This window comes from Vibrio penaeicida, assembly GCF_002933855.1.
Classification (GTDB): domain Bacteria; phylum Pseudomonadota; class Gammaproteobacteria; order Enterobacterales; family Vibrionaceae; genus Vibrio; species Vibrio penaeicida_A.
In genome coordinates, this window is the sequence record NZ_BFAQ01000055.1 from 50,161 (window position 1) to 66,812 (window position 16,652).

18 protein-coding genes and 2 tRNA genes are annotated in these 16,652 nt (G+C 43.6%); 13 read left to right on the forward strand and 7 right to left on the reverse strand.

Going from position 1 to position 16,652, the window contains the following annotated elements:
• Positions 1-140: 140 nt before the first annotated feature.
• The 4 genes from nirB to cobA all read left to right on the forward strand — a co-directional run bounded on the left by nirB (position 141) and on the right by cobA (position 4,902).
• Entirely contained in the window at positions 141-2,699 is a 2,559-nt protein-coding gene (gene nirB, locus VPNCDNU1_RS26240; RefSeq protein ID WP_104403112.1) for a nitrite reductase large subunit NirB, read from the forward strand.
• A 2-nt stretch (positions 2,700-2,701) separates the two neighbouring features.
• A complete protein-coding gene (gene nirD, locus VPNCDNU1_RS26245) occupies positions 2,702-3,043 on the forward strand; it encodes a nitrite reductase small subunit NirD (protein WP_224055891.1) in 342 nt (113 codons plus the stop codon).
• A 166-nt stretch (positions 3,044-3,209) separates the two neighbouring features.
• Positions 3,210-4,022: a formate/nitrite transporter family protein gene (locus VPNCDNU1_RS26250; protein WP_101114313.1), complete on the forward strand. Its 813-nt coding sequence runs from the start codon at positions 3,210-3,212 to the stop codon at positions 4,020-4,022.
• Positions 4,023-4,086: 64 nt separating this feature from the next.
• Entirely contained in the window at positions 4,087-4,902 is an 816-nt protein-coding gene (gene cobA, locus VPNCDNU1_RS26255) for a uroporphyrinogen-III C-methyltransferase (protein ID WP_104403113.1), read from the forward strand.
• Here the strand turns inward: cobA and VPNCDNU1_RS26260 are convergent.
• A complete protein-coding gene (locus VPNCDNU1_RS26260; RefSeq protein ID WP_104403114.1) occupies positions 4,899-5,714 on the reverse strand; it encodes an aminotransferase class IV family protein in 816 nt (271 codons plus the stop codon). The genes cobA and VPNCDNU1_RS26260 overlap by 4 nt on opposite strands.
• A gap of 80 nt (positions 5,715-5,794) precedes the next feature.
• Here VPNCDNU1_RS26260 and VPNCDNU1_RS26265 point away from each other — a divergent pair, with 80 nt between their 5' ends.
• On the forward strand, positions 5,795-6,148 hold the full coding sequence (locus VPNCDNU1_RS26265; protein WP_104403115.1) for a MerR family transcriptional regulator: 354 nt from the start codon (positions 5,795-5,797) through the stop codon (positions 6,146-6,148).
• Between the two features lie 167 nt (positions 6,149-6,315).
• Here the strand turns inward: VPNCDNU1_RS26265 and VPNCDNU1_RS26270 are convergent, their stop codons facing one another.
• The gene (locus VPNCDNU1_RS26270; RefSeq protein WP_104403116.1) at positions 6,316-7,317 is read right to left on the reverse strand and encodes a hypothetical protein; all 1,002 of its coding nucleotides are present in this window, start codon (positions 7,315-7,317) and stop codon (positions 6,316-6,318) included.
• A 473-nt stretch (positions 7,318-7,790) separates the two neighbouring features.
• Here VPNCDNU1_RS26270 and VPNCDNU1_RS26275 point away from each other — a divergent pair, with 473 nt between their 5' ends.
• The 4 genes from VPNCDNU1_RS26275 to VPNCDNU1_RS26290 all read left to right on the forward strand — a co-directional run bounded on the left by VPNCDNU1_RS26275 (position 7,791) and on the right by VPNCDNU1_RS26290 (position 9,725).
• Positions 7,791-8,261, forward strand: coding sequence for a DUF1842 domain-containing protein (locus VPNCDNU1_RS26275; RefSeq protein WP_104403117.1), 471 nt, complete (start codon positions 7,791-7,793; stop codon positions 8,259-8,261).
• A gap of 248 nt (positions 8,262-8,509) precedes the next feature.
• Positions 8,510-8,596 (forward strand) — tRNA-Leu (locus VPNCDNU1_RS26280).
• Between the two features lie 24 nt (positions 8,597-8,620).
• Positions 8,621-8,694 (forward strand) — tRNA-Cys (locus VPNCDNU1_RS26285).
• A 227-nt stretch (positions 8,695-8,921) separates the two neighbouring features.
• Entirely contained in the window at positions 8,922-9,725 is an 804-nt protein-coding gene (locus VPNCDNU1_RS26290; protein ID WP_371410818.1) for a tetratricopeptide repeat protein, read from the forward strand.
• Between the two features lie 66 nt (positions 9,726-9,791).
• On the opposite strand, the gene VPNCDNU1_RS26295 is transcribed toward VPNCDNU1_RS26290, so the two are convergent.
• From VPNCDNU1_RS26295 to VPNCDNU1_RS26310, 4 genes are read right to left on the reverse strand one after another with little or no spacing between them, the layout of a single operon-like run.
• Entirely contained in the window at positions 9,792-10,601 is an 810-nt protein-coding gene (locus VPNCDNU1_RS26295; RefSeq protein ID WP_104403118.1) for an ATP-binding cassette domain-containing protein, read from the reverse strand.
• 3 nt (positions 10,602-10,604) lie between these two features.
• The gene (locus VPNCDNU1_RS26300; protein ID WP_104403119.1) at positions 10,605-11,582 is read right to left on the reverse strand and encodes an iron chelate uptake ABC transporter family permease subunit; all 978 of its coding nucleotides are present in this window, start codon (positions 11,580-11,582) and stop codon (positions 10,605-10,607) included.
• The gene (locus VPNCDNU1_RS26305) at positions 11,579-12,631 is read right to left on the reverse strand and encodes a FecCD family ABC transporter permease (RefSeq protein WP_237324226.1); all 1,053 of its coding nucleotides are present in this window, start codon (positions 12,629-12,631) and stop codon (positions 11,579-11,581) included. The genes VPNCDNU1_RS26300 and VPNCDNU1_RS26305 overlap by 4 nt, the downstream gene beginning before the upstream one ends.
• On the reverse strand, positions 12,631-13,512 hold the full coding sequence (locus tag VPNCDNU1_RS26310; RefSeq protein ID WP_104403120.1) for a Fe(3+) dicitrate ABC transporter substrate-binding protein: 882 nt from the start codon (positions 13,510-13,512) through the stop codon (positions 12,631-12,633). The genes VPNCDNU1_RS26305 and VPNCDNU1_RS26310 overlap by 1 nt, the downstream gene beginning before the upstream one ends.
• Positions 13,513-13,662: 150 nt before the next feature.
• On the opposite strand from VPNCDNU1_RS26310, the gene VPNCDNU1_RS26315 reads away from it, so the two are divergent.
• Together VPNCDNU1_RS26315 and VPNCDNU1_RS26320 are read left to right on the forward strand one after the other, a co-directional pair.
• A complete protein-coding gene (locus VPNCDNU1_RS26315) occupies positions 13,663-13,878 on the forward strand; it encodes a DUF3820 family protein (RefSeq protein ID WP_101114321.1) in 216 nt (71 codons plus the stop codon).
• Between the two features lie 39 nt (positions 13,879-13,917).
• On the forward strand, positions 13,918-14,160 hold the full coding sequence (locus tag VPNCDNU1_RS26320) for a hypothetical protein (protein WP_104403121.1): 243 nt from the start codon (positions 13,918-13,920) through the stop codon (positions 14,158-14,160).
• A 252-nt stretch (positions 14,161-14,412) separates the two neighbouring features.
• On the opposite strand, the gene VPNCDNU1_RS26325 is transcribed toward VPNCDNU1_RS26320, so the two are convergent.
• Entirely contained in the window at positions 14,413-15,291 is an 879-nt protein-coding gene (locus VPNCDNU1_RS26325) for a LysR family transcriptional regulator (protein ID WP_104403122.1), read from the reverse strand.
• Between the two features lie 103 nt (positions 15,292-15,394).
• Between VPNCDNU1_RS26325 and VPNCDNU1_RS26330 the strand changes: the two genes are divergently transcribed.
• Together VPNCDNU1_RS26330 and VPNCDNU1_RS29370 are read left to right on the forward strand one after the other, a co-directional pair.
• The gene (locus VPNCDNU1_RS26330) at positions 15,395-16,066 is read left to right on the forward strand and encodes an HAD family hydrolase (RefSeq protein WP_104403123.1); all 672 of its coding nucleotides are present in this window, start codon (positions 15,395-15,397) and stop codon (positions 16,064-16,066) included.
• Positions 16,067-16,429: 363 nt separating this feature from the next.
• Positions 16,430-16,567: a CIA30 family protein gene (locus VPNCDNU1_RS29370; protein ID WP_371410819.1), complete on the forward strand. Its 138-nt coding sequence runs from the start codon at positions 16,430-16,432 to the stop codon at positions 16,565-16,567.
• Positions 16,568-16,652: the final 85 nt, after the last annotated feature.

Below are 16,652 nucleotides of genomic sequence, written 5' to 3' on the forward strand. Positions count from 1 at the left end.
CAATTAGATTGATGGATCTTTATCTGTTTGATCTACCACTTTAGGGTAGTTTGAAATCGTAATTGATTTACATCATGTCTTCATATTCGTTCACAATTAAGAATAAGCTCAGTTAAGAATAAAAACCGTCAGGAAGTCTTATGAGCAAGTTGAAGCTAGTCGTAATAGGGAATGGCATGGTCGGCCATCGCTATATCGAAGATTTAGTCGACAAAACGGACGTGTCAGAATTAGACATTACTGTGTTTTGTGAAGAACCGCGTGTCGCTTACGACCGAGTCCACTTATCGTCCTATTTCTCTCACCATACTGCGGACGAGCTTTCGTTAGTAAAAGAAGGCTTCTACGAAAAACACGGCATCAACATGCTGATTGGTGAGCGAGCGATCAACGTTAACCGTGAAAAACAAATGGTGTATTCCAGTACCGGTCGCGAAATCCAATACGACAAGTTGGTGCTTGCAACAGGTTCTTTTCCGTTTGTCCCACCTATTAAAGGTAACGAAAGCAAAGATTGCTTTGTGTACCGCACCATTGAAGATCTAAAAGAAATCGAAGCTTGTGCTAAGAAAAGTAAAAGTGGTGTGGTTATCGGCGGTGGTTTACTTGGCTTAGAAGCGGCAGGTGCACTAAAAGCTCTAGGCGTTGAAACGCATGTAGTGGAATTTGCCCCTGTTCTAATGGCGGAGCAACTTGATTTACAGGGCGGATTACAGCTGCGTAACAAAATCGAACGGATGGGCGTTCGAGTACATACCAGTAAAAACACCCAAGAAATTGCACCAGAAGGCGTCGACGCTCGCAACGTAATGCGTTTTGCCGACGACACTGAACTAGAAACCGATTTTATTGTGTTCTCCGCAGGTATCCGCCCGCAAGACAAACTTGCCCGTCAAATGGGATTAGGCGTTGCACCTCGTGGGGGCATCGAAATAAATGATCATTGCCAAACAACCGACCAAAACATTTACGCCATTGGCGAATGTGCTTCTTGGAATCAGACTTTCTACGGTCTAGTGGCTCCGGGTTACAAAATGGCAACGGTCGCTGTCGATCACTTGTTGGGAAACGAAAGCCAGTTTGAAGGTGCCGACATGAGCGCCAAGCTTAAACTGCTGGGCGTGAAAGTGGGCTCCATTGGCGATGCTAACGGACGTACACAGGGTTCGAAAAGCTACGTTTATCAAAACGAAGAAGACGAAGTATACAAGCGCATTACCGTTTCAGAAGACGGCAAAAAGCTATTAGGTGCTGTGCTCGTTGGCGACACGTCTGACTATGGTGATTTACTTCAGCTGAAACTGAATGAAATTGACCTACCTGAACACCCAGATACATTAATTCTTCCTGCTCATGCTGGGGCAGAAAAACCCTCTTTAGGCGCAGACTCATTGCCCGAAACGGCGGTTATCTGTTCTTGTTTCGATGTGACCAAAGGCAAAATTGCCACGGCGGTTGCAGAAGGGCACCACACTCTAGCAGACATCAAAGCCGTTACGGGCGCAGGAACAGGGTGTGGGGGGTGTATTCCGCTGGTTACTTCCGTTCTAAACGCGGAACTGGCGAAATCTGGCATTGAAGTGAAAAGTGATATTTGTGAACACTTTGCTTATTCACGCCAAGAACTCTTCCACTTGATTCGCATTGAAGAAATTAAAACGTACGACGAATTACTAGAGAAGCACGGTAAAGGATACGGCTGTGAAGTGTGTAAACCTGCGGTGGGTTCTATCTTGGCATCATGCTGGGGCGAACACATTCTTAAACCGCAATTGGTCAAATTGCACGATACCAACGACAACTTCCTTGGAAACATCCAAAAAGACGGTACGTACTCGGTTATTCCTAGAATGGCGGGCGGTGAAGTCACACCAAAAGCACTAGCGGCGCTGGCTCAGGTGGGCGAAGAATACAACTTATACACCAAAGTGACGGGTGCACAGCGTATCGGTTTGTTTGGTGCACAAAAAGACGATCTTCCAGAGATTTGGCGCAAGCTGATTAACGCCGGTTTTGAAACAGGTCAGGCGTATGCGAAAGCACTCCGCATGGCGAAGACGTGTGTGGGCTCGACATGGTGTCGCTATGGCGTACAGGATTCTGTCGGTTTAGGCTCTCGCATCGAAAATCGCTACAAAGGCATTCGTACTCCACACAAAATGAAGTTCGGTGTCTCAGGGTGTACCCGTGAATGTGCAGAAGCACAAGGGAAAGACTTGGGTATCATCGCGACTGATGCCGGTTGGAACATGTATGTGTGTGGTAATGGCGGTATGAAGCCAAGACACGCAGACCTGCTAGCCATGGATTTAGATGAAGAGACGCTGATCCGTTACATCGACCGATTCATGATGTTCTACATTCGAACGTCTGCACCGCTTCAGCGCACCTCTGTGTGGCTAGACAATCTAGAAGGTGGTGTGGATTACCTAAGAGAAGTCATTGTCGATGACAAGCTAGGTCTTAACGACCAATTAGAATCAGACATTGCCAAATTGGTTTCGGAATTCCGCTGCGAATGGACGGATACGATTAATGACGAAAACCAACTTAAGCGTTTCTCTCATTTCATTAACTCCGACAAGCGTGATGACAACGTATTGTTTGTCCCAGAGCGAGAGCAACATCGCCCTGCAACGTTTACTGAAAAACATCGCGATGCGAAAGGCGACATCTTGCATGTGGAACTGGAGGGGTAACCATGACGAAAGGTAAAGCTCAAATGTTTGAACAAATTTGCGACATCAACGACATCGTACCCGGCACAGGCGTTTGTGCATTAGTGAGCGGGCAGCAAGTGGCGGTATTTCGCCCTACAGAAGAAGAGGCGGTATTTGCCATCAGCAATACCGACCCTTTCGCGCAATCCAATGTGTTGTCACGTGGTTTGATAGGGGAGCACAAAGGGGAGTTATGGGTAGCAAGCCCTCTCAAGAAGCAACACTTCAACCTTGCGACAGGTGTTTGTATGGAAGATGAGCGTTTTAACGTGAAATCTTATCAAGCGCGAGTTAATAGTGGCATTGTTGAAATTTCCGCTTAAACTGCGTCGCGTTTCTAGAATCCCAAATACAACGGGATTCAAGCCTACAGAAATTTAATAGCAAAAAGGTTTCCCGCTCTCCAGCACGGTAAGAGAGCGAGGAAGTGCGAGGAGCCTTTGTCTATTCAATTTTAATTTTTAACTTTCTTAGGGAATAAGGTCGATTATGTCTTACGTAAAACCTGCTGAATTCGTTCAAACTATGATTGATGCTGGCGAAAGCAAAGTGTTCATGTCTACGCGTGATACGCTAATTCGCGGGATCATGGCTGGCGCTGTATTAGCGATTGCCGTTGCCGTAGCGATTACCGCTGCAGTACAAACGGGTATTCCAATTGTTGGTGCGTTAGTGTTTCCCGTCGGTTTTTGTATCTTAAACTTAATGGGTTTTGATTTGTTGACGGGCGTATTTGCTTTGGCACCGTTAGCATTATTCGAGAAACGTCCAGGTGTAACCAAAGCGGGCATACTGCGTAATTGGTTGCTTGTCGGTTTAGGTAACCTAATTGGCGCTTTGTCTGTTGCTTTCCTTGTCGCGCTTACCTTCACAATGAACTTCAGCATGGACCCAGGAGCAGTGGGGCAAGCGTTTATTAAAGCATCGACCTCTCGTACTCTTGGCTTTGCAGAACATGGTATGGATGGCTGGATTACCGTTTTTGTTAAAGGCATTCTGTGTAACTGGATGGTATCGCTAGGCGTTGTTGGTGCGATGGTTTCTAAATCCGTGAGCGGTAAAGTTCTGGCAATGTGGTTCCCAATTTTCATTTTCTTTGGCCTTGTATTCGAACACGCTGTAGTAAACATGTACCTATTCCCACTTGGCATGATGCTTGGTGCTGAGTTCACCATTACGGATTGGTTAGTATGGAACCAAATTCCAGTGACCTTGGGTAACTTAGTCGGTGGTCTTCTTATCACGGGTATGAGCCTTTACGTGACTCACGCAAAAACACTTCCAGCTCGCAACGCTAAATAAACTATCATTGAGCTCCTTACGAGGAGCTCTTTTTCTTTTTCTGATGTCACCAATGGAGCTGCCTATGTCTTCTTCTCCAATTGCTTTTGCTGAAAAAACGGTTATCGCTGAAAAAACAGCTGAGTTGTCTGATAAAAAACGTGTTTCTGCAGAAAACGGATTTGTCTCGTTGGTTGGCGCAGGTCCCGGCGATCCAGACTTACTCACAATGAAGGGGTATCGTGTTATTCAGCAAGCGGAAGTGGTTGTGTATGACCGCTTGGTATCAAAGGAGATATTAGCGTTAGCAAATGAAAATGCAGAAATGATTTACGTAGGTAAAAAGCTGGATTATCACTGTGTGCCTCAGGAGCAGATCAACCAAATCCTAGTGGATAAAGCGAATGAAGGAAAACGCGTGGTTCGCTTAAAAGGTGGCGACTCGTTCATATTTGGTCGCGGCGGAGAAGAGCTAGAAACACTGGCGGAAAACAACGTTTCTTTTGAAGTGGTTCCGGGTATTACTGCCGCTGCTGGCGCAACCAGTTATGCGGGTATACCACTCACTCATCGAGACTACACTCAGAGCGTTCAGTTTATTACAGGTCACATTCAAAAAAATGGCCAAGAAATTCAGTGGGAATCACTCACTCAATCCAACAATACGTTGGTGTTTTATATGGGCCTAAAGCAAAGCGGCAATATCGCGAACAATCTGATCACTCATGGGCTTTCAGAAGATACGTCGTGCGCTATCATCCAAAAAGGCACCACGAGAGATCAAAAAGTATGGGTGTGTTCATTAAAAGAACTCCCTAGCGTAGCAAAGCAAGCGGAAAGCCCATCGTTGATTGTTGTTGGGGAAGTCACCCAACTTCACCACAAGCTAAAATGGTGTTAACACGTTTCACAGGGCTCAGCGTTATACGCTTTTTGTAGAAGTGAAATGAGTGGTTCTGATTGACTGAACCTTTTGGTTTCAATCATAGAAACAGCGATACCTGAAGTCCAAGAGTTCATCACTGCGGCACCATTGAGCTGCTGTAAGCGTTCAAGCGTTATCGTTTCGCTACGTTGTGGAATTTTAAGCAGTTCGAGTTGCCTTTGAATCATCTGCATCATCGTCCCTTTTAACATGTTGGCTTGTGGCCAAATAACGGTTTCACCATCCCAAAAAACGAGATTCCAAATCGTCCCTTCACTCAAATGACCATACTTGTTTATAAAAATGGCGTCATCAAAACCACGCCGTGTAGCTTGGTGCAAATAATACGTTTTTGCTATTTCTCCCACATGTTTAATTTCAGCGAGCGGTCTTTCATAATTCACCGTTGCCAATCGGAGTGGACCGTTGGGGCCGTTTGAAGGTGACCCGGTACGAATGAGTACCTTTGGTAGGACATCCATACTGTCTGTTGTAAATTCTCCTTCCACTGAATACACCGTGATGGTGAGTGATTGATCCGCAGGTCCATTCTCTATCGCAGTTCGAACGTAAGAGTGTATAAGCCTATCTGGTACTGTTTTACCAAAAAGTTCGATTGAAGCCTTATGCAATCGGTTCAAATGTAAATCCATTCCCTTAACCATCTTGTTGCGGATTTGAAGAGCTGTGAAGTGTGCAAAGCCAGAAAAAGCCAATTTTGTTATTTCAGAGGTCGGCACCGATTTTTCATTCAACAGAGTTTGTTCAGCGATTATGTGTTTTGCCATGATGTAAGATCCTAATTGAACTTATGTTTTAGAGCGATTAGCATAAACCCTCACAGTACTGTCAGGGTCAAGGAGGAAAGGTGAAGATTGGTGAACTATCCAAGCAAACGGGAGTTATTGTCCGTATGCTGCGGTATTACGAAGAACATGGATTGCTTAAACCCAATCGAACTCATGCTGGGTATCGCGACTTTGACTCGAAAGAAGTTCGCACGATCGAAAGGATCAAGCTGCTCAGTGCAGCAGGCATGAATTTGGCTACAATTTTGCAGTTTTTGCCTTGTATCAGGGGGGATGAACCTATTTTTGAGCCATGTGACGAACTTAGGCAGCTTTTGCGAGAACAAATTAAAATCTCGCATAAGAAGTCTGAAGAATTGGCAGAAAGTCGTAAAACACTTGAGGGTTTCTTGTATCAAATTGAGAACAGTTAAAATTAAATAGCTCGTGCTTTCAATGTGAGCTTAAAGAATATAATAAAATACGCTAATCTGACGCGAATTTATTGGCAGGTTTACTCATGAAGAAAATAGAGGATATTTGAAAGAGAACCGAACAGTGGTTCTCTTTTCAATGCATCACCTCTGTTCCATTAATTTAGCTACACATAAGTTGCATCATAATCGCTGTCTGTGAAGACTTGGAATGTATCTGTTGATGTTTCAAAGGTAAGGGAAATAAATTCGTCCGAATTAAAATTGTGAGACTCCAAATATGCTGCTTCCTCAGGAGTAAGGGAATTGGCTTCTGTAATCAATGAGTATTGAAAACCGGGTGACCACTCTTCCATCCATGTACCTGCATTAGAAATAATGAGACCAAACCCTGTTTCATTTGCTGCATCGTTTAAGGTCAGCATTTCGTTATTCAATATGAGCCCACTATTTTCGCCACTCCCTATAATCGCCTCGAAATTTGAATACATGACATGATTACCGATGTTTGAGTACTCATTACGACCATTTCCTAACTTCAGTATATCGAAGCCAGATCCTCCATCGACAGTGCGAGTCATTGGGTCATCTCCAAAACCACCAAATATCTCTTCATAAGTCGCATCAGAAGGGCGCTCTATTCTTGCATTTGGTTTGTTGAGAGCAGAGATATCAACAATATCGTCGCCTGATCCTGCTGAGATTTCGAACTCGGTGAACTGTGAATTGTAGGAATGGGTTAAAACGATATGATCATTACCAGCGCCGGAATCGATGGTAAAGAGGTTGCTCCAGTTGGCGTTATTGCTGTACGCAGAGATAGAGATACTGTCAGCGCCATTTCCGGTAGTGATGTCTCCGCGTTTTGCATTTTCAATAATTACGGTAGAACCATCATGGTTGGTTAATGTTACGTCAACGTCTACAAAATTACTGATCGTTACCGACTGACTTTCACCTTCTACTTTAGCTTCTTTGTAACCTTGCTTGTTCCATGTATCGGAATAAAGAGAAACGGATTTGCTTGCATCAGGCGCATGTTCTGCTGTTACCCCGTTTTGTACCGAGCTATTGATACCTACAACTGATTGAGTTGCGTTTATATCACTTAGATTTGAAGCATTGCCTGTTCCATCAACGTTTGTTGTACCTAAGAATGAGCTGATCATATTAATAATTCCATTTTGTACTTGGGTATAAGACTTTACTTATAAAAACACTGGAATTATAAACATTTAATAAACCAATAAAATAACCAGAAATGAAAATAATAATAAATTAAGGCATTGCGTCATCGGGTTTATTATTTATCTTTACAAAATAGATGATGAGAAGTGGAAGAGTGTGGGAAAGGAACTAGAAGTTACATTATCAATTATTATTGAACTTAACAGGCGCTATTTTAAGAATGGTGTCAGTTTGGTTTCAGTTATGAGAGTGTGTCGATTTTAAATGAGTAGACTGAATTTTAAACTGATTGATTTGTTTCATGTTTCACTTTCCTAAAATAATTCTTCCCATTTAAATTTTTTCTAACTGAATCTGAACTGAGACGGTTGCACGTAAACTTTAGTTCTAAATTAATAAAGTCATTTAACGACACATTAAAATTAACAACGTCATAGTAAGTTGGAGAAAAATAATGAGTACAGCACAATCTGAGAATGAAGTTTTTGTAGCCAGCTATAAGATTGGTAAGGGGCTTATGGGTGCAAAAGAGTTTATCGTGAACTTGTTGATTAGCCGAGTAGACAACTCAGTAGTCGGTAAGGGGCATATATTCCAACCAATTAGTCGACCACTTAATGTTTACACAGAGTTGAACGGTACCTTTAACTACCAATGCACCATGAAAAACTGTCACATCATGCTCAATCTGCAAGGCTATCAGCCTTATCCAGGTATTCCGCCTATTGGGATGGATCTACATAACGTTTCACTGCGTGTATTGCTCAATGAAGATTGGAAATCAGGTGTCGCATTCTACAGCTATAAAAATGACGAAGGCGTTTGGGTTGAAGAAGAAAACCAACCTGTAACCTTACTTGATGCGAAACAGATTAAGTCTGTCGAGCAGTTTGATTATGAACCTCGCGAGTTAGCTGAAGCATAACGGAACTTTATAAAAGTAGACCAGTTGCAACAACGTTGTAATTGGTCTTTTCGGCTTTTCTGTGTGCGACTTGGATAGAATCTGACCGAACAAACAGGAATTTCAAATTTACCGTTGACTGAAAACAGAATTGCGATAAAGTACACCTCGTCTTCAGCGCTTAAGGTGCTGAAAAATAGAAATAGTTAAATCGTTTCTATGATGGTGTCTTACTTCTTCAGTAAACAGCATCGCAAGAATATTGCGTTGCCCTGGTGGTGGAATTGGTAGACACAAGGGATTTAAAATCCCTCGGCGTTCGCGCTGTGCCGGTTCAAGTCCGGCCCGGGGCACCATCAATATACAAAAAAGCAAAAAATGGCGCCTTGGCAGAGTGGCTATGCAGCGGATTGCAAATCCGTGGACCTCGGTTCGACTCCGGGAGGCGCCTCCATTTTCTTGTTCCCTTTCTTTGTAGTTCCTCCCTAAAGAACTTTATTCCTTAAAAAATTCAGACTCTACTGATTAACCGTTATTTTTGTAGCGTTAGCTCACATCATTAAACACACGTTATTTCCATTCTTTGAATCAGTTACTGGTATTGCTAGAGTTAATTAAATACATATTTATTTTATCAATAGGCCAGCCATGCAAATGCGTTTTTTGCTCCTGCTCACTGTTATGTTGTCAGGTTTTGTCATTGCAGAAACTCCCCAGAAGTACTCTGATACCGAAATGTTAGATAGACCATTAATGGAGCGCTACATTTTGGATGAACTGAAAGCGCTTAGATCGGAACAGCAATCGCTAGAAAAACGGCTTACTGTGCAGTTTACCGAAAGGGAATTGCAAGTCGCTGACAAGTCATTGAACTATGCGAATGTGACCGTGACGTATTTCTTCTACATCATTGCGGGTGTTGCCTCACTTATTGCACTGGTGGGCTGGCAATCGCTCAGGGAATTTAAAAACAACACCAAAGAGATGGCGGATAAGCGATTGGGTGATATCGCGTTGGAGTATGAAAAAAAATTCTTGGAGCTGGAAAGAGACTTAAAACGTAAAACTCGCATTATTAGCCAAAATAACAAAGACATAGAAGTCATCAATGAAATCCATAATCTGTGGCTACGAGCTCAAAGCATGCCGACGCCAGAGCAAAGAATGGAAGTTTACGATGAAATACTGCGTATTCGACCGGGGGATTTAGAAGCGATGACCTACAAAGCGGATGCCGCAATGGAAATCCGTGAATACCACTGGGCGTTAAGCTTGTGTAATCGCGTTTTGGATTTGGATGAATTGAATGGTCCAGCATTGTATCAACGAGCCTGTGCGTATTCTCGCTTAGGTGCAGAAGATCAAGCTATCGAGGATTTGGAAAAAGCCATCCAATCTAGCCCATCTGTTCGGGACCATATCTATGAAGAAAAAGACTTCGAACCGCTACGTGGCAATCCGCGTTTCGACGATCTCATCTCCTGATTCTGTCCTTCACCTATACCTATACCCAAGCCACCTCAAGACGCTTGGGTATAGAGAAATACAGGATTAGGCAAGGTTCTCTATCGGCTTAGCTGCTCTTGGAATCGCCATTGGCGTTTGTGTTTCTGGATCTAGAATAATGCGCGCGTTTAGGTTGAACACCTCGCTAAGCATATTTTCAGTAAATACGTTGTTTGGCGAACCTTGGGCGTACAAATCGCCAGCTTTTAGAATGATGAGTTCATCGGCATAACGGCATGCTTGGCTTAGATCGTGAAGTACCACTACAACGGTTTTTCCTTGTTTCACAAGCCGTTCCATTAAGTCGAGCAGCTCGTATTGGTGTGACAAGTCCAGATACGTCGTCGGTTCATCAAGCAAAATGATATCCGTATTTTGTGCCAAAACCATGGCAATCCAAACTCGCTGTCGTTGACCTCCTGAAAGTTCATCAACCCTTCTCGTTGCCAATTCGGTCACGCCTGTGGTTTCCATTGCCTCGTCTACGGCTTGCTTGTCTGCGATTGAAAGCCTTCCCATGGCATTGAGATAAGGTGCGCGACCATATCCCACTAGCTCTTTAACTGTAATGCCTTCAGGAATAATTGGAGTTTGAGGGAGGAGAGAAACCTGAGTGGCGTATTCTTTATCCTTAAAACCTTGAACCGGTTTGTCGCCATAAAGAAAAACATTCCCTTTAGAAGGCATAAGTAACCGAACAAGGGATTTTAAAAAGGTCGATTTACCACAGCCATTTGGGCCAATCAGTGCCGTCATTCTTCCTTTTTGAATAGAGGTGCTGAGTGACTCGATAATGATGTTATGTTGGTATTTTAATTCCAGGTTGTTCACGCGGAATGCAGGTGATTGATTCATAAATTACCAATGTTTGTAACGGCTGAGTAAATAGATGAAGTAGGGTGCGCCAATGAAGGCAGTGAGCACACCAGCGGGAAGCTCGATAGGTGGCATTAATATTCGAGCAAATAGGTCGGCGCTGAGTAGTAAAACCGCCCCAATGAGAATGGTCGCCGGAATGAGTACAAGGTGGCTCCCTCTAACCATCATTCGTGCCGCGTGTGGTGCAACCAAACCGATAAAGCCAATGTTGCCACAAATAGAAACGGCCACACACGCCAGCGCAATAGAGACCACCAAAGCAAATAACCGAGTGAATGGCACCGCCACACCCAAACTGTGGGCAGTGTCGTCGCCTAGGCTGAGGAGATCCAGCTTATAAGCGAAGTAAACCGCAAAAGGCACTAAACAAAGTAACCAAAGGACCAGTGTCGGCACGTGTGTCCAATTTCGCCCCCAGACTGATCCAGTTAGCCAAACCATTGAGGTATTGATTTCCAGCGGGAAACTCACCAAAAGAAAATCGATACCAGCAGAAAAAACAGCCGCAAGCGCAATGCCGACCAAGGCAAAAGAGGCGGGTCTATCTAGCAAGCCTTTCGCGAGTAACAACAAAATAAGCGTAGACACGGCTCCGCCCGTGAGCGCGACAACAGGCAACCAATGGATGGGCATGTCGTTAAAAAATATATTGGCAACAACAACCGCAAAACTGGCTCCGGACGTTACGCCAAGAATATCGGGCGAGGCTAATGGGTTTCTCACGACGCCTTGAACCAGCAACCCAGAGAGCGCTAATGCTCCTCCAACTAAACTTCCCACCAACATTCTCGGCATTCTGTATCCGTACAACACAAACTCATGCTCGGTGGACTGCCCGAATAATGTCGAGAATATTTGATCCCATGGAATAACAACCGCGCCTGCGCTAACGTGCCATGTCGCGAATCCTACCCAAATAAAACCGAGCAACGCAGTCCAGTGATACCAACGAATCATCGGATCTCTCCCATTTTCAAACGAACGAAACCAAGGAAGAACAACGCACCAATCATCGTGGTAATAATACCGACGGGCGTTTCTTGCCCTTGTGAAAGGTATCGACTTGCAATATCAGAATACATAACGAGATTTGCACCCAGAAGCGCCGTTACAGGCAGTTGAGATCGAATATCCGAGCCCACCAAAAAGCGGGCAAGATGCGGAGCAATCAAACCAACAAAGGCGATTGGCCCTGCGACACTGACGCTGGACGCAATAAGCAATACAACAACAATGCTGCTTATCGTTCGAACACGAAAAAGATTTCCGCCAACCGAGCGCATCAATTCTTCTCCCAGTTTGAGCAGGTTGAGCTGAAACGCCAAATAGACCGAGACCAAAAAGCCAATGGTTACACTAGGTATCACTAACAATGCGTCGTCCCAATCCGTGTTCGCGACGGAACCCGTTAGCCAATGCAGCACACCATAGGCATTTTCGTCGGCAAAGATAACGGCAGCACGCGTAAGAGAGATAAACAAAAAGTTCAGTGCGATACCGGCAAGAATAATACGAAGTGGATGTGGTCTAGCAGTATGAAGCCCAGCAAGGAAGAACACCAACGTGCCAGCAAATGCAGCACCTGCAAACGTAACAACCAGAACAGGGACGGACTCAAGCCACGGAAGTAAACCCGTAGATGCGAAGGCAAACGCAAACGCGGCACCTGCACTTACCCCCAAGATAGAGGGAGAGGCGAGTGGGTTTCGCGTGATCGACTGCATTAACAAACCTGCGACGCCAAGCCCAGCGCCCACAAAGGTCGCGGCTAAAGTGCGAGGTAAACGAATGGAATAGATAATGTGTTGGTGGATAACATTGCCTTCTCTGCCCAGTAGGAAATCGGCAACATCAGCCCAGTTCATAGGAAAACTGGCCGCATTAATCAGCGACCAGCCCATACCCAAAATAAGAAAAAACATCAGCCCTAAGATCATCGCCGGAAAGCGGTAGGACTGACGTTTTACTTTTGGAAGTGTATGACTTCGGAATTGAATGAAAGCCATTACTGTCTTAGCAAATGCTCAATTTCTGAAGCCATGATTTCAGCAGCGATCATTCCACGGTTTAGAGACCACAACCTTGCATCTGTTTCTACGTATTGGTCGTTCTTAACCGATGTCATTAGTGACCAAAGTGGGTTTTGCTTGTATTTATCGACGGTGGTTTCAGAGCCGTACTCACCCACAAGGAAATAGTCTGGGTTCAGCTTAACCAAGTTTTCTAATGTCGTACCGATGTAAGCTTTGCCACCATCTTCTGTAATAGGAGAGCTAAGACCTAATCGAGAAACGACACCGCCAGCGTAAGCTTTAGGGCCGTGCATCCAAACGCCCTTCGATGTTGAGACAGCAAACATAACCGTCGCTTTTTTGTTAACGCGATTCGCAACCTCATCCATACGTTTACTGTGCGCGGCAACCAGCGACTTCATTTCTTTTTCACGATCAAATGCAGCGGCGATTTTTACGCCCGCAGCGAGGTTATCTTCGTAGGTTTCGCCACGGCTTTTAAGAATAAGCGTTGGCGCAATACGCTTAAGATCTTCATAGATCGCTTCATGGCGTTCGATATCGGCGATGATTAAATCGGGCTTTAGCGACGAGATAACTTCTAAGCTCGGTTGAGAGCGAGAGCCTACCGACGTCCAATCTGAGATTTTATTGCGTATTGGCTCTATAACTCGGTTAACGTCGCCATCGTCGGCGACACCAACAGGAGAAACACCAAGGTTAGCTAACGCATCAACAAAGCTGAATTCAAGCACCACAACTCGAACAGGCGCTTTTTCTAGTTTTAGCGTGCTCAATTCGTCTTTAACTTCAATGGATGCAAATGCCTGAAAGGTGAGGAGCAAAAGGGTGGGCATTAACCACTTTTTAAACATATTTAAATCCTTAATATGATTATTATTTAATTGCGTCCCTTATATCACAAATGATAATCATTATCATAATCAAGGTTGAGATAGAATCAGCTTTTGTTCAAAAGATTTGGTATTCTGCTGCGAATTAATTTTTTTGGGTGATTTGGGTATATGTTGGAAAAAGAAAATTTAATCAAACTCGCTCGAATGCAAATGCCATTTGGAAAATACGCAGGCAGGGTACTAATCGATTTGCCAGAAGAATACCTACTCTGGTTTGATAAGAAAGGGTGGCCACAAGGCGAACTGGGGGAGCTTTTGAAGCTTTGCCTAGCACTGAAAATTGAAGGGCTTGATAGCGTGGTTAAGCCTTTAAAGCGAATGTAACCCACCACTGCACGCTTCATTAAAACGAAAAGACATACTATGAATTTAGATATCAATGCACTGAGACACCACCAACTGGTCGAAGATGGTCAACTAGAGGGGTGTTACATTCATCAACCAGCCCAAGGCAGCCAGCAAGACGACAAAGCCGTTTTAGCAGAGCGCCAAGCGCTAGAAAAAATGGGCTACAAGGTAATACAGGTTAAAGCAAAAGGCGGATCAACCACCTTTGCCGAGGCTATGCAAAAGCTCGCGAAAAAGACGGGGCATCAGCCTAAGTAATTAGCGGTTGTAAGCTGTCACCGTATCCTGAATCTATCTCAACAGAAATCTGTTCCTATTCAAAAGTGTCAGACCGTTTGGTGGCTCTTTATTACCTCAATCGCGCTATTACTCTAGCTATTCTTAACAGGTATTCAGAAGTTCAGATTTCGAAATCAGAAAAGTGAGGACAGACAGTTGAAGAGTATTATTTCTCAGAACGATAATTTAACATACTTTTGACCATACTAAATGTGGCTATTATGCTGGAGGCTATTCAGAAGGTAACTTTGTTTTTGTGATGACAAATTCAATAAATTGTTCCATGACTTTATTTGTATTGGATTTATTCCAAATCATGCATATATCCCACTCGTTGTGCTTGCCATCTAGCGGGATGAAGCGCACTCCTGATTGCACGAGTTGCTTGGTACTTAACGGGAGTATTGAGAATCCCAAGTTGGCAGATATCATTGAAAGCAAAGTTAATATGCTGTCATACTCTTGCTTGACATCAAGTGATATGCCGCTATTCGCGAGATAAAACATCAACTGCTCTGAGAATCCAAATGAACTTGACTGCCTGAATTTTAAGTAAGAAGCACTCTTCATGTACGTCATTGGGTCATCATCTATGATTGCTGAATCCGGCACGACTAAAGCCAAGCTATCGAGAAATAATGGATGACACATTAATTCATCATTTGGGCTGAAACGACAAAAGCCCACATCAAGCTCTTGACGCTTTAACTTCTCTATCTGAGTCTGGGACTTCAGATCACATAAAGTAACGTCTGTGAAGGAAAACTTCTCCTTAAATGACGAAATTAGGTTCGGTACTTCTTGATAAACTGAAACACCAAAGCCAACCTTTAACCTTCCTTTGATACCATTTCTAAACATTTTTGCCGATTGGGCTAATTGATTGTAGCTCTGTATAACCAAGAGAGCCTCAGGCAATAGCAGTTCCCCGCTAGAAGTGAGAGTAGTTCCGGTTCGGCTTCTTTCAAAGAGTGGAACATCAATACTATTTTCTAATTTTTGAATTTTTTTTGTCAGAGCGGGTTGAGTAATACAAAGCTTCTCTGCTGTTAATTTATAGCTACCATACTCCGCTAATAAGCAGAAAGCTCTAATTTGATCAATATCCACCCATTCATTCCATTTGGTTATCTAATGATGACAGATATTCAATATATGTTATTTGTCGTTTGTTTTAAAGTATCAAATCATTGAACAGAATGTCGGAGTTTAGATGCTAAAAGCGATACTATTTGATCATGATGGTACGTTGGTCGATTCAGAAGAAATCCATTACAAATTACTATCAGAAATACTTTTAAAGTATGGAGTTTCTCTGTCATACGATGAATATCAGACGAACTATGAGGGGTGTCCTCTACCAGAAACCGCTCAAAAATTAGTGCTAAATTATTCTTTGGACGTATCTCCAGAAGAGATAGTGGTCGGAACGAAACAAGCAACGGAACTATTTTTGGCTGACAATGCCTTTCCGCTGATAGACGAGGCAAGAGAAACTATCATGCACTATCACTCATTAGGCTTAAAGATTGCCGTTGTAACAGGAGCTGCGAGAACTGAAGGGGTTTTGAACACGATAGAAAAGTATCAGTTGAGTCAATATATCTCAGTCGTTGTAACGAGTGATGACGTTAAGCGTAGCAAGCCAGCTCCTGATTGTTATTTGTACGCTATGGAAAAACTTGGCGTCAAGCCTGAGCAATGTGTTGCTTTTGAAGACTCTCTTTATGGTTGCATTTCTGCGGTTGCTGCTGGAATACCATGTATTGGCGTTTCGTCAATGGTAAGTCAGTACGATATTTTTCAGGGCAAAACTGTAGTTTCGTTTACTAATTTAGCAGAAGCGAATGCATGGCTTAAACGTAAGTCTTTCGTACTCTTCTAACACAACTTGAAGGTACTTTTTCTAATTTACCATGACTGTGTTAGTGCAATAGCACTAACACACCTGTGTCCAATTCCAAGTTCAGCAACAAACAAAACGCCCTTAGAAAGCTGTTCTTTATTGGTTTAACTAAAACAGCCGGTCAGAACTGGTTTAGCTTCAGCTCGCCATAAAAAATGGGACTTTTAAGTCCCATTTTTCGTTACACGCTCAGCTTGTTAACTGGTGTTTAGTGGCTGAGCTGGTACAGGTTGGCATCTACTTCTTTGCCTTTCGCTGGGCGAGGGACAATTTCAAAGCTGGAATCGAAGTCTACGAGCGTGTCTTGTAAAACGACGTCGTTATTCACTAGCCTTAGATTTTATACCTGTCTTTCGAGGAAGTCGCGTTGAGAATGCCGCTGATTTTCGTTTTAAGGACACCAAGCAATTTGGTTTTCTTTTAGCCGACAAACAGGCAGGTAAGTTCCACCTAGAAGTTTCTCATTTTTCATTTCAATGAACGCACATACCAAAACGACTTGAAGCTTTTGGTTTCCGCGGATTGAGCCATCCTGCTAGTAAATAGACTGATATTTCAATAAGGT

Coding starts and splice junctions, on each gene's coding strand:
- VPNCDNU1_RS26300 (WP_104403119.1), bottom strand. CDS start 11,582: ATGATTCGTTGGTATCACTGGACTGCGTTGCTCGGTTTTATTTGGGTA.
- VPNCDNU1_RS26295 (WP_104403118.1), bottom strand. CDS start 10,601: ATGAATCAATCACCTGCATTCCGCGTGAACAACCTGGAATTAAAATAC.
- VPNCDNU1_RS26290 (WP_371410818.1), top strand. CDS start 8,922: ATGTTGTCAGGTTTTGTCATTGCAGAAACTCCCCAGAAGTACTCTGAT.
- VPNCDNU1_RS26260 (WP_104403114.1), bottom strand. CDS start 5,714: ATGGCAAAACACATAATCGCTGAACAAACTCTGTTGAATGAAAAATCG.
- VPNCDNU1_RS26315 (WP_101114321.1), top strand. CDS start 13,663: ATGTTGGAAAAAGAAAATTTAATCAAACTCGCTCGAATGCAAATGCCA.
- cobA (WP_104403113.1), top strand. CDS start 4,087: ATGTCTTCTTCTCCAATTGCTTTTGCTGAAAAAACGGTTATCGCTGAA.
- nirB (WP_104403112.1), top strand. CDS start 141: ATGAGCAAGTTGAAGCTAGTCGTAATAGGGAATGGCATGGTCGGCCAT.
- VPNCDNU1_RS26330 (WP_104403123.1), top strand. CDS start 15,395: ATGCTAAAAGCGATACTATTTGATCATGATGGTACGTTGGTCGATTCA.
- VPNCDNU1_RS26320 (WP_104403121.1), top strand. CDS start 13,918: ATGAATTTAGATATCAATGCACTGAGACACCACCAACTGGTCGAAGAT.
- VPNCDNU1_RS26250 (WP_101114313.1), top strand. CDS start 3,210: ATGTCTTACGTAAAACCTGCTGAATTCGTTCAAACTATGATTGATGCT.
- VPNCDNU1_RS26310 (WP_104403120.1), bottom strand. CDS start 13,512: ATGTTTAAAAAGTGGTTAATGCCCACCCTTTTGCTCCTCACCTTTCAG.
- nirD (WP_224055891.1), top strand. CDS start 2,702: ATGACGAAAGGTAAAGCTCAAATGTTTGAACAAATTTGCGACATCAAC.
- VPNCDNU1_RS26305 (WP_237324226.1), bottom strand. CDS start 12,631: ATGGCTTTCATTCAATTCCGAAGTCATACACTTCCAAAAGTAAAACGT.
- VPNCDNU1_RS26270 (WP_104403116.1), bottom strand. CDS start 7,317: ATGATCAGCTCATTCTTAGGTACAACAAACGTTGATGGAACAGGCAAT.
- VPNCDNU1_RS26275 (WP_104403117.1), top strand. CDS start 7,791: ATGAGTACAGCACAATCTGAGAATGAAGTTTTTGTAGCCAGCTATAAG.